Below are 12,058 nucleotides of genomic sequence, written 5' to 3'. Positions count from 1 at the left end.
CCGATAAAATCTCAAAAATAGACCATTCCAGCATCTTATATATAGATGAAGCAGGAGTTGATAATAGGTTATACCGAGAGTATGGACGTGCTCCAATAGGAAAGAAAATTTATGCAGATATTCCAGGAAGAAAACGAGAGAGAATCAGTATAATAGGCGGGTGGATTGGAAAGAGATTTATTGCACCAATGACTTTCAAAGGTGGGTGTGACAAAGAGGTATTCAATACATGGTTAGAGAAGATGTTATTACCTAAATTGCCACATGGTACTACAATAGTTATGGACAATGCCACATTCCATAAAACTCCCAAAACAAAGGAGTTAATAGATAATGCTAGATGCCGTTTGCTCTATCTACCAACATATTCACCAGATTTGAACCCTATAGAGCATTGTTGGAATACCATCAAAAGCCGCCTCAGACCTTTAATGCATAAATATACAGACTTACAACTTTTGGTTGGTAATACCATAATGGAAATTTATCATTCATTTTAGAAAATACTATAGTTGCTTGCAAATTCTGAAATACCAAAGTGCGAGTTAAGAAGATTTAAAATCTGTTCGCTATCCACTTTTATTAATACATAGTCAATACCGTAATGAGCTTCGACCCAACGGTTGATATCTCGGCTTGTGTCTTCAACCATAAAAAAAGTAGTATTATTTAATTTTTGCCAAGGAATTATATTAAATTTATAGTAAAAAAGTTTCTCTGGCTCTTTGCACAAACTAGAATCAAACTTAATTTTTTCTACATTATCAGCTTGAAGTATAGGCAATTGTTGCATTGAACCTAATGCAATTTTTTATTTAAGTCACGTGAAAATGAAGATATGACCTCGCTACTACGCTTATCATCTTTACGTTCATGCATTATTTTTTTTACAGCATCAGCAGCTACATTCGCTGTGTTAGCCTGTAAATCTCCAAGAGCTTTTTCAACTTGGTCAGTGACTTTCTTCAAGTTAGAATGGGCATTGTCATCTAATGTCTGATCTAGCTGCTGTCTATTGTGCTTAATGATACTATTAGCTTTATCAAGTGCTTCATTCATCATTTTATTAACTTCTGCATCTAATTCTTTGTATTTTTTAGAAGATTTTTTGTAATACTCCAACATATCTTTCCTGAATTTTTCAGTTTCTTCACTTGAAAATTTGCTTTTGTTACGCTTATTGTTAAGCGCATTTTTTATCACTTTCTTTAGCAATTTATACGAAAGGACAAAACTTACCAAGAAGGCAAGACCGATAATCAGTGATGTAGACATAAAAACCCCTAAAATTCTTTGGACACCAAGTCAGCAATAAATTCCTCTTCAATTTCAGAATTAGTCAATTTAGTATAATAAATTAAAGCAATACTAGTAGCCATTTGTTTTAACTGATCAGTATATTCAGATTTAAATTCTGCCACTTTTTTTTCAATAAGCTTGCTCTTTTTTTTATCTTCCTCTTCTAATATATTCTTAACATTAGCTCTCATTTCTTCTACCTGAGCAAGTGCATCATCTATGATTTTTTTTGCCTGTATTCTAGCTTGGTTTAAAGCGGCATTATACTTGGCAACCTGATCTTCCGTGAGTCTTAAAAGATGAACAGAACTATTAAAAGAATCCAATACTTCTTTACTTCTAGTGCTTATTATTTCATCTAACTTTGGCAAAAATAAACAACTTACTACGAAAAAAAGTGAAGAGAAAAAAATTAAAAACCAAAAAACTTGAGAAAAGAAGGTTGAAACATCAAGCTGTGGCATCTGTTAAGCAGCAAATATTAATAACATTGCAAGTACAAACGCAAGCAATCCCATGATTTCAACCATGGCAGCACCAATATAAACATAACTTTTCATTTTACCTTCTGATTCAGGGTTTCTCGCAATCCCATTTAACATAGCAGAGAAGATATTAGCTATACCTAAACCAGCACCGAGCATTCCAAACACAGCTAAACCAATTGCTATAAATTTTAAAGCTACTAAATCCATATATTACCTTTAATTATTTCTTTATAATATAATTGTAAAATATTCTACAAGGAAGTCAATTACTTTACTGCATCTGACAAATATACACATGTTAATATAGTAAATATATAAGCTTGTAAAATTGCAACAAATACTTCAAATCCTATCAATGCAATTATGAACAAAAACGGCGCAGGAGTGAAAAATATGTTCATATTTACAATAAACCCTGCTATCACTTTGATGATTGTATGACCAGCAATCATATTTGCTGCAAGCCTTATTGATAGGCTAACCGGCCTTACTAAATAAGCAAACAACTTAATAATAATTATTATAGGTGCAAGCCACGAAGGAGTTCCTTTTGGTAGCAATATGCGTAAAAATTCTACTCCCCTTTCTTTAAATCCAACAATCGTTATATAAATAAAAACCACCATCGATAAAGCGAAGGTGACTATCACATGACTTGTGACCGTGAAACTATAAGGAAGAACACCAACTAAATTACACGATAAAATGAAAATAAACACTGTAAATATCAATGGAATGTGCTGCAAGCCTTTGCTTCCAGTGTTATTTTCTATTATTGAAATAACAAAATCATATACATACTCAACTGCAGCTTGCAAATATCCTGGTATTACTGCCCCCTTCTTTATTCCAAAAAGCAAAAAGAGTATCACCAATATCACCGAAATCATCGTGAAAAGAGATGAATTGGTAAAGCTTACGTCATACCCAAATAACCTAGGTAACTCTATTACCGTATATACTTTAAACTGTTCCAGCGGATTTAATGCCATTTTAATCTGAATTATAAACAGTAAATAAAGTATGAATTTTATAGGACAAAGTCAAGAATTAAGATAAGGCTCTGTATTATTATAACATTAACATATTAACAAAATATGTAATTAGAATGTTAATTACAGTCAGCTCTGTATTTTAAAATTTACTAATCTTGTTAAATTATTCAATATCTTGACTTAATATCTTATTTTGATTATAATTTAATTTTTAGTGAGGTATATAATGAACGAAATAGATTTTATTAACACTAATCATCCTTTAAATTTGGAGCAGGAATTTGGTAACGGATACATCGAATCAGTAGATTGTTTCCTTGACGAAGATACTCGCGATTATTACATAGGACTCAACAATGCAATAATACACTTCTTTTTTGATGGTAACATTGATGAGGATGCCTGGGATTATGAAAGTCTTAAATTCTTTCTGGAGATAGATTTAAAAGGTGATATAGAAAAAATTCTTTCTCTTTGCAAGAAGATATAAAGTTACAAAAGCTTCTACATCATAAACAATGATGTAGAAGTATTCCACTACAACAAGCTTTAAAAGCACTACATTTTATATTACAATAACTTTTTCACTTCTTTTTAGGTCCATGAAATTCACATTATCTTGGTTATTAGAACACTTAGAAACCAATGCTAGTTTAGAAGAAATTACCGATAAATTAACTCACATAGGGTTAGAAGTAGAAGATGTGATCGATAATTCCAGATTGACTGGGTTTATTGTTGCAGAGGTATTAGAAGTCGTACCTCATCCAAATGCTGATAAATTAAAATTATGTAAAGTAAATGATGGAAGTAAAATTCTACAAATAGTCTGTGGAGCAAACAATGTTAGAGAAGGTATGAAAACTGTACTTGCATCTCTTGGTAGCACGTTGCCAGAAAGTGATCTCACAATTAAGTCCACAAAAATACGAGGAATGCTAAGTGAAGGGATGCTCTGCTCTGCTTCTGAACTTGCGCTGGTTCAAGAGGAAAGTGAAGGAATAATCGAGCTTTCCGATGATTATAAAGTAGGGGATAAATTTTTCAATTGTGACCCTGTAATTGATATAAATGTTACTCCAAACCGTGGAGATTGCTTAGGCATTTATGGAATAGCTCGCGACCTTGCTGCAACTGGAATTGGGACATTAAAGACTTTAAGCATTCCACAACTTACCAGCTCCATAAATTCACCAATCGATGTTGAAGTTACTGACGGGGAAAGTTTTATTAGTGGAATATACATCGCCAATGTAAAAAATCAAGAAAGCCCAAAATGGTTAAAAGATAGGCTGGAATCGATAGGAATGCGCTCCATTTCTGCAATAGTTGATATCACGAACTATATTATGATATCTTTCAGCCGCCCAATGCACGCGTATGATGCAAAAAAAATAGAAGGAGAGCTCACAGTACGCAAAGCAAACGACGGAGAAAAATTTGCTGGTTTGAACGGTAAAGAATACTTATTAAACAAAGACATAAGCGTTATTGCAGGTGATAAAAATATTCATGGAATTGCTGGAATTATAGGTGGTAAGTGCAGTGAATGTACTCTTGAAACTACTGATATCTTTTTAGAGTCTGCTTGGTTCGATCCCATCTCTATTACTAAATCTTCAAGGCAGCTCGGCATCTCCACAGACGCTAGTTACAGATTTGCACGTTCAGTTGATCCTGAATTTACTTTTGATGGACTCAACCTTGCAGCTAAAATGATTCTGGACTTATGTGGTGGAGAAACCTCAAGCGTAGTGTCTGCTGGCAGTTTAGATAGTGCTGACACCAAGGTGAGCTTTGATTATCAGGATGTGAACAAGTTTGGAAGTGTGTCTGTATCGCCTGATGAGGTGCTTGATATCTTAACGAAACTAGGGTTTAGTATTGATAAAAAAACCGAAGGCAATTGGAATGTACAAGTACCAAGCTGGAGACCGGACGTGACAATACCGGCTGACCTAATCGAAGAAGTAACAAGGATATACGGCTATGACAAAATAAAAGAAGAACCACTACCAAATAATGTTGAAGAAGTAGATAGTACATACGACAATTTGCGTATTTTGATGACAAACAGAGGGTTTCATGAAGTGCTAACCTGGTCGTTTATGAGTGAATCAACAGCTGAAAAATTTGGTTACTCGAATAAGTTATTTATCATCGATAATCCGTTTAACAATAGCTTTAATATAATGAGACCAAGTATTATGCCAAATTTATTGCAAGTTACTGCTGATAATATTGCCCATGGAATATCTGATCTTGCAATCTTCGAAATCGGGCCGATTTACGATGGTGAAGCTCAGTCTAAGTATGTTTTAAGTGGAATTAGGTCAGGAAATAATTTACCGCGAAACCATTATAATACTGATAGGAAAGTAGATGTTTTTGACGCAAAGGCTGATTGCATAGCAGCTTTGGAGTTTTTTAACGTTAATTGTGATAATTTAACGATAGAGAAAGCAGAAAAAGAACATTACCACCCAGGAAAGTCAGGCACTCTCTCTTTTAAGAATAAAGTAGCAGGTTATTTTGGAGAGTTGCATCCTAATATATTAGATCTTTTTGATATCAAGCAAAAAGTTGTAGGTTTTGAGGTAATACTAGAAAATATTGAAAATTTACCTGTAAGTAGAAAGAAATTTATCGATTATAAATACCAAAGTGTAAAACGTGATTTTGCATTTATAGTAAATAAGGATGTGGAAGTAGGTAACATAATCAATGTGATAAAAAAAAGCTCAGAGCTCATCACAGAAGTTTTGATATTCGATGTATACCATGGAAATAATATAGAACCGAATAAGATGTCTATAGCGTTGTCAGTTACTTTTTGCTCTCCAATCCACACTTTAACTGAAAAAGAGATCCAAAAAGAATCAAGTGCTATAGTTAATTTAGTATGTGAAAATACCGGAGGAACTTTGAGAACTTATCGTTGAGTCACAATCATAGTTTCCTGCCGTTGCTGTGTCACACTTACTTCATCCAATTTATTTCCAATATTGAATTCAATATCCTTGAAAAATCTATCCCACATTCCATGCAAATGCTCTTCTATTTTAGGCCACACATCATTTTTAAATGTTACCCCATCATCAGAAAATAAATTACCTAAAAAGGCTCCAATACCTTCATAATTTGACTGAAAACATTGAAGAAATGTCTCTCTTTCTTTATAAGTATTATGTGCCACATTTAACGCTTTTCTCTCTGTAGTCTCTTTATAAGCATTTGATGCTCCAATCTTTATTGCACCAAACATAACTTTACTCCAGTTCTTAACTTTCTGTATACAACCTTCACTATTTCCTGGTATATTATTTATTATATTTTTTGTAAAATTGTCTATCAAAGGAGACAATAAATTTTGACTAAAATGTTTGATATTATCTTTTGTTTTAATTACAGGATATTTGATGCTTTTTTCTGCTAAACAGTACTCCAGTTCTGCTCTTTCTAATAACTTCTTGATTTCTTTTTCATCAAAAGTTTCAAGCTTGAATACCTTCAGTAAATCATCTTCTATTACTGCAAATTTTATTTTTTCACGAGACGTTAGTTCTTCTTTATAATCATTTTTTGTTTCTTCATTTATCAATAATTCTTTTTTGCCTAATTCTAACTGTTTTAATGCTTTCAGAATTTCTTCATTCCTTTTTAAGAGCACTTCTATTGATCTTGTACCCGGATGCCCTTTTTCCCTGTTATTTTGTTCAGCTTGTAAACGCTTATTTTGATCTTTGAGTGTTTGTTCTAATGTAGATTTTTCTAAATGTCCTTCATCTTGCACGCGAAAAGCTTCAATTATTTCTGCTAGACCTGATTCACCATATTTTCTTAATTTCTTGCATAAACGTAAAACACCCTTTTTTTGTTCTCGAAGTAACCTTTGCACTTTATATTTTTTTATTTCTAAATACATCTTTTCTATAAAGTCATTTATTTTAGCTGAAGCTTCCTTATCCGATGGAACCTTTACTTTTTTTTCTAAATCTTCAAGCTGCTTCCTTAGGCTTTGCTTCTCCTTATCCGGTATATCTGATTGACTTAACTTACCTTGAACTTTTTTCATTACTGATTTTATCAGCCTGCGCTCAATCTCTTGATCATCATATTCGAATTTAAAAAGGTCTTCTAACCCCCTTTTTAAGGTGTCATTTGTTAAGCTACTGTTTTCATGTATTTCTTTTAATTTCTTATATATATTGTTACACCTTGTTTGACCTATTCCTCTTAAACGTTCAATTTCTTCTTTCGCATTACCTAAGGCTTTCTCTGTTGCTTGGAGATGCTTATTTTTATAAATATCAATTACTGTCCTTTTAACTATTTTGCCTTCCTTTATAAGCTTTTTCCATTCCGCCTCATGTACAGAAAATTCATCATCTTTTGAGTCTTCTACTTCCATTCCTGCGTTTTTCAAATCTTCTATTATAATCTCTTTTCTACTTGGTAATTCCTTACCTTGGCTCTCTAATTCCTGTCTCACTAAAGAATTTTTTATCTCATCTTCCAGCGAAAAATCTTCTCCCCGTCTATCTCGCTGAAACTTAATTGCTTGTATAAAGGCAACTTGATAAGCACTTTGTATTAAGTGACTTGTCAAATTAGGACCTATACTATCTACCACTTTCGACTTGAATTCGTTCAATAATTCCTTCAATTTATCATATGTAATCTCTTTCTTTTCTAGCTTTATCAGTTCTTCCATAGTCTTCGCAAATTCCTGAATAGAAGTTGCAAGCACATCCTTGATTTCATTGCGTAAGGGCTTAAGACCATTTTTTAAATTGATGTTAGTTGACAATTTCAGTACGATGCTATGCTCTGAATCCCGCGTCACATCAAACCACTTGTTATTTTCATTTTCATACAAATCTCTAAGCAATCGTTTAAATTGCGGTGGAAATTCTATTTCCATATCCCACGCAATATTTGGTCCAGTAACTTCCTTTTCATGAAAAGACACCTCAATATTTTGATGCTTATTAGAATACCGCCCCATACTTATTTTAAGAGCAGTAACTAAAGAGTGAGATAAATCTCTATTTAAAAGATAAAAAGTAGCCAAAGCAATTGTTGCAGGAACAACTAAGGCTACAAGTACAGCCATATTAACAAAAATTGCTATTGCAGCAAGAACACCATATGCCAATCTTTTTGGCACGCCAGTTTCACTCTTTTTTGTCTTATCTTCCCCTACACTGTCTTGTGTCTTGCTGTTTGCTTGAAATCTACTGCATACGACTAATCCCAGTGCAGTAAAAGCAATATAAGGAAGCATTAAAACTGACAGAGCTAAATTTAATATTTTCTTTTCTGGGCAAGTTCTATTTATTTCCTTAAATATTTCGCTTGATATATTATACCAGGAAGTAAAAAAATCAGAGTTATAATCTTTATAATGAAATATACTGAGTGGAACGTTAAAATTAGCTAACGGCTCTTGTTCTTCCACAGCATCAAAAAATTCTTCTTCCTCTTCTGAAGTAGCAAGACCTAAATCATTCCCTTCTTCTACATTAGAAACAGCTTCCATAGCATCAAAAGACTCTTCCTCTTCCAAAGTAACATTGGAAATAGATTCTACTTTACCTAAATCATCACTATTGTTATTTAAGTCAACAACTTTCTTACAATCTACAACAGCATACATACCATAACCTTACCTCAAGTAACCTAAGTATAGCATAAACAATGACAACTTTCAACTACTAATAATTTAACCTAATACCAACTATCAAATTTTGGTACTCCTTAAAATAAAAGTTAGTTCCAATTTCTGTATTAATGTCCAAAGATAAGGTAAGGGTCTGCTCTTTTATATATTCAATCCACGTATTTATTGCTTCCTTAATTTTCTCATCTTCTGTTTTGATTATTACTCTGATTCTATCTGATATATGAAAATCAGCTTGTTTTCTGGTTTCTTGAATGAGCCTCACGACATCTCTCGCTAACCCTTCTAGAATTAATTCATCATTTAGTTCAGTATTTAGAATGACAACTCCTTTGTTGTTATCAAACACAGCAGAATATCCACTATTTGCTTTTAACAATAGTTCATATTCGCCTTTTTCTATGATGTAATTTTCTGACTCATTACCTAAAAAAACTTGCTCATTTTCAACTTGCTTCCATTTTCCCTCTTTGACATATTGAACTAGTTTCTTAATTTTATCTGGTATTCTCTTTCCAAGCAGGGGAAAACTTAGCTTTAACTCTAGTGATGCAATATCTTCAAGTCTGTTTACTAACTCCAGTTTTTTTACATTTACCTCATCTTTTATCATCTCTTGATATTCATTCATGCTTGGTGTCATTCCAGCACTTTTTTCTTTCTGGATCCCAGTGTCAGCTACTCGGATGACAGGAGAGAACTCTGGGATAACAGGAGAGAACTCTGGGATGACAGAAAGCGGTTCACCTTCAAGAAAACTACAGGAAGACTGATGATAAATGATCATACTGCCAAGCGGCTGTCTGATACGTATGTTAAAAGTGTTTCTAATAGAGAGTGCAGAGTTACATATCTCTCTCACTAGATCCATTTTGGCAATGAGCTGACTATCAAACTTCTCTAATTGTGGAAAATTAGCCAAATGAACAGATGTTTCTTCATACTTAAGCCCTTGCCATATATTCTCTGTTATAAGTGGCAACAAAGGAGCTGCAGCTCTTAGTATGTAATAAAAAACCGTATATAGAACATTATAAGCATCAGTTTTATCCTGATCCAAATCACTTTTCCAAAAACGCTCGCGACTGCGACGAATATACCAATTATTTAGCACTTCAAAAAAGTTCATTAAAATTTTGCAAGCCTCTTGGGAGTTATAGTTGTTCATAGAAGCTTGGATACCTTCTACAGCTTCAAAACACTTGGAAATCATGTAACGATCAATAGTGCTTTGATAATCCTTACAAACTTCAGCTTTAATCCCATCTGCATTTGCATACATGGTAAAAAAGTGATAGCTATTCCAAATAGGTTTTATTACGTTTTTCAGAACATCTCGTATTGAGTTTCCTTCTTTATCGAGTAGCAAATTACCACCACAAACAATAGATCCAGAAAGCATAAGAAAACGCAGTGCATCAGAACCGTATCTATCAAAAACCTCCATTGGATCTGCATAGTTATTCAAACGTTTGGACAATTTTTGCCCTTTTACATCCAAAACAACACCGTGGCATATGCAGTTCTTAAATGGTTCCCTATCAAACAAAGCAGTAGACAATACAAAGAGCGTATAAAACCACCCCCTGGTTTGTGCTATGTACTCGGTAATAAAATCCGCAGATTCAAACCACTCCTTATTTTCAAACGGATAGTGGATTTGCGCAAATGGCATCGAGCCAGATTCAAACCAGCAGTCAAACACGTCAGGTACACGGCGCATAACTGATTTTCCTATTGGGTCATCAGGATTTGGTCTTGTTAAAGTATCGATAAATGGTCTGTGCAAGTCGTCTATTTTAACATTAAAATCTCTCTCCAGTTCTTCTATTGAACCATATACATCTACTCTTGGATATCTCGCATCGTCTGATTTCCATACAGGGATTGGTGTACCCCAGAATCGATTGCGTGAAATTGACCAGTCGTGTGCCCCTTCAAGCCATTTTCCAAATTGACCATCTCTAATGTGGTTTGGTATCCAATTAACTCTCTTATTTAGCTCTACCATTCTGCTTTTGAATTTTGTAACAGCAACATACCAAGAAGGCATAGTGCGATAGATCAAAGGAGTGTCAGTTCTCCAGCAGTGTGGATAATTGTGAATATATTGTTCAGTTTTAAACCAATTCCCTTGCTCTTTTAATTTTTTTATTACTGTATCATTGGTATCAAAAACATGAACCCCTGCCAAATCTGAAATTTCAGCAGTAAATTTTCCACTGTTATCAATTGGACAAATAACTGGAATATCATGGCTTTGGCAAAGGTAAAAATCTTCCTCACCAAATCCAGGAGCAGTATGCACAACGCCAGTACCGTCTTCTTCCGTCACATAATCAGCAATAAAAACGCGAAATGCATTTTTTGTGTCTTTAAAATAGTCAAACAGTGGTTTGTAAGAAAGACCTGCAAGATCATTCGCTTTAAGTTTTATATTGCAGTTTTCATATGGAATATTGTTTTGTTCAGAGTGGCTGATAAATTTCTCTAAGTAGCTTTCAGCAAAAATGTATATTTCACCATTCATTGAACTTCCTTCACTACTCCCTGTCATCCCAGTGCCCAGACACTGGGATCCAGAAATAGATTCCAGCGTCACGCGCTGGAATGACATCAAAGGGTGGACTGACACTGCACAATACTTAATATCTTTTCCTATTGCTAAAGCCAAGTTGCTCGGCAACGTCCAAGGAGTTGTAGTCCAAGCAAGTAATTTACACTTTCGTTTAACACTTTTAAATTGCTGTGGGTTTTCTAAAAGCTCAAATGCAACAGTTACAGCTTTGCTAACTTTTTCTCTATACGCGTTATCAAGCCTTGTTTCGAAATTAGATAATGGAGTTTCGCATGCCCAGCTATATGGTACAACGCGCACTGATTCATACACCAGACCCTTATCATAAAGCTGCTTGAATGCCCACATGACCGACTCCATGAATGATTTATCCATAGTCTTATAGTCATTGTGAAAGTCTACCCACCTTGCTTGCCTATTTACATACTTCTCCCACTCTGATGAAAATTTCATCACAGAAGTACGGCAATGATCGTTAAATTTATCTATACCAAACTTCTCTATCTCAGTTCTACCAGATATTCCAAGTTCTTTTTCTGCACCCATCTCAGCCGGCAATCCATGGCAATCCCAGCCAAATCTACGTTCAACCCTTTTTTGAAGCATAGTTTGATATCTTGCAAATGCGTCTTTGATGAAACCAGTGAGTAAATGTCCATAATGCGGAAGTCCATTTGCAAACGGAGGCCCATCGTAAAAGACAAAACAATTATCCTTGGAACGTTCTTCAACTGACCGCTCAAAAACTTTGTTTTCCTGCCAAAATTTTATGATTTCCTTTTCTAACGATAAAAAATCAGGACTACTTACTGTATCAGGATAATGCTTTGACTTCATGTTCGCTATGTAAAACTAAAGAATATAGGGCTTTCTGAAAAATTACAAATTCAAAAATATTTCCGTAGCTCACACCCCAACAAACTATTCTGCCGAGCTTCCAATACCTTTTTTTAAGTTTTACTTGCAGTTTTTATTGTTTTACTTAACATTAACCCAAGCTTTAGGGGTATTTTAT

Annotated in this window: 9 protein-coding genes and 1 pseudogene; 3 read left to right on the top strand and 7 right to left on the bottom strand. The window is 34.1% G+C overall.

The genetic code is table 11. From position 1 onward, the window contains the following. The first annotated feature begins 8 nt into the window (after positions 1–8). On the top strand, positions 9–500 hold the full coding sequence (locus tag AAGD62_RS03390; RefSeq protein ID WP_155968340.1) for an IS630 family transposase: 492 nt from the start codon (positions 9–11) through the stop codon (positions 498–500). A gap of 8 nt (positions 501–508) precedes the next feature. Here AAGD62_RS03390 and AAGD62_RS03385 read toward each other — a convergent pair. The 5 genes and pseudogenes from AAGD62_RS03385 to AAGD62_RS03365 all read right to left on the bottom strand — a co-directional run. Continuing rightward, a pseudogene (locus tag AAGD62_RS03385) lies at positions 509–784 on the bottom strand (glycosyl transferase family 2); the annotation flags it as partial. Between the two features lie 14 nt (positions 785–798). Next, positions 799–1,275, bottom strand: coding sequence for a hypothetical protein (locus AAGD62_RS03380; RefSeq protein ID WP_155968398.1), 477 nt, complete (start codon positions 1,273–1,275; stop codon positions 799–801). Between the two features lie 8 nt (positions 1,276–1,283). Continuing rightward, positions 1,284–1,763 (bottom strand): hypothetical protein, encoded by a 480-nt coding sequence (locus tag AAGD62_RS03375; protein WP_065094794.1) that lies wholly within the window; start codon positions 1,761–1,763, stop codon positions 1,284–1,286. Positions 1,764–1,766: 3 nt separating this feature from the next. Then, entirely contained in the window at positions 1,767–1,994 is a 228-nt protein-coding gene (locus AAGD62_RS03370; RefSeq protein WP_006014985.1) for a F0F1 ATP synthase subunit C, read from the bottom strand. A 59-nt stretch (positions 1,995–2,053) separates the two neighbouring features. Further along, positions 2,054–2,779, bottom strand: a complete 726-nt coding sequence (locus AAGD62_RS03365) for a F0F1 ATP synthase subunit A (protein ID WP_155968396.1) — start codon at positions 2,777–2,779, stop codon at positions 2,054–2,056. Positions 2,780–3,008: 229 nt separating this feature from the next. Here AAGD62_RS03365 and AAGD62_RS03360 point away from each other — a divergent pair, with 229 nt between their 5' ends. Both AAGD62_RS03360 and pheT read left to right on the top strand, forming a co-directional pair. Further along, positions 3,009–3,272: a hypothetical protein gene (locus AAGD62_RS03360; protein ID WP_155968394.1), complete on the top strand. Its 264-nt coding sequence runs from the start codon at positions 3,009–3,011 to the stop codon at positions 3,270–3,272. 112 nt (positions 3,273–3,384) lie between these two features. Beyond that, a complete protein-coding gene (gene pheT, locus AAGD62_RS03355) occupies positions 3,385–5,724 on the top strand; it encodes a phenylalanine--tRNA ligase subunit beta (protein ID WP_155968392.1) in 2,340 nt (779 codons plus the stop codon). Here the strand turns inward: pheT and AAGD62_RS03350 are convergent. Together AAGD62_RS03350 and AAGD62_RS03345 are read right to left on the bottom strand one after the other, a co-directional pair. Further along, positions 5,715–8,324 (bottom strand): hypothetical protein, encoded by a 2,610-nt coding sequence (locus AAGD62_RS03350; RefSeq protein WP_341812777.1) that lies wholly within the window; start codon positions 8,322–8,324, stop codon positions 5,715–5,717. The two genes, pheT and AAGD62_RS03350, sit on opposite strands and share 10 nt — an antisense overlap. A gap of 175 nt (positions 8,325–8,499) precedes the next feature. After that, positions 8,500–11,880: a class I tRNA ligase family protein gene (locus tag AAGD62_RS03345; RefSeq protein ID WP_213863563.1), complete on the bottom strand. Its 3,381-nt coding sequence runs from the start codon at positions 11,878–11,880 to the stop codon at positions 8,500–8,502. Positions 11,881–12,058: the final 178 nt, after the last annotated feature.

Source organism: Wolbachia endosymbiont (group A) of Eristalinus aeneus (assembly GCF_964026915.1).
Classification (GTDB): Bacteria; Pseudomonadota; Alphaproteobacteria; order Rickettsiales; family Anaplasmataceae; genus Wolbachia; species Wolbachia pipientis.
The sequence above is the reverse complement of the archived record's forward strand: the minus strand, read 5'-3'. Positions and strand labels throughout refer to the sequence as shown.

What these genes read in the sequence shown, in the direction of transcription:
- AAGD62_RS03360 (WP_155968394.1), top strand. Translation starts at nt 3,009, where the DNA reads ATGAACGAAATAGATTTTATTAACACTAATCATCCTTTAAATTTGGAG.
- AAGD62_RS03350 (WP_341812777.1), bottom strand. Translation starts at nt 8,324, where the DNA reads ATGGAAGCTGTTTCTAATGTAGAAGAAGGGAATGATTTAGGTCTTGCT.
- pheT (WP_155968392.1), top strand. Translation starts at nt 3,385, where the DNA reads ATGAAATTCACATTATCTTGGTTATTAGAACACTTAGAAACCAATGCT.
- AAGD62_RS03365 (WP_155968396.1), bottom strand. Translation starts at nt 2,779, where the DNA reads ATGGCATTAAATCCGCTGGAACAGTTTAAAGTATATACGGTAATAGAG.
- AAGD62_RS03375 (WP_065094794.1), bottom strand. Translation starts at nt 1,763, where the DNA reads ATGCCACAGCTTGATGTTTCAACCTTCTTTTCTCAAGTTTTTTGGTTT.
- AAGD62_RS03345 (WP_213863563.1), bottom strand. Translation starts at nt 11,880, where the DNA reads ATGAAGTCAAAGCATTATCCTGATACAGTAAGTAGTCCTGATTTTTTA.
- AAGD62_RS03380 (WP_155968398.1), bottom strand. Translation starts at nt 1,275, where the DNA reads ATGTCTACATCACTGATTATCGGTCTTGCCTTCTTGGTAAGTTTTGTC.
- AAGD62_RS03370 (WP_006014985.1), bottom strand. Translation starts at nt 1,994, where the DNA reads ATGGATTTAGTAGCTTTAAAATTTATAGCAATTGGTTTAGCTGTGTTT.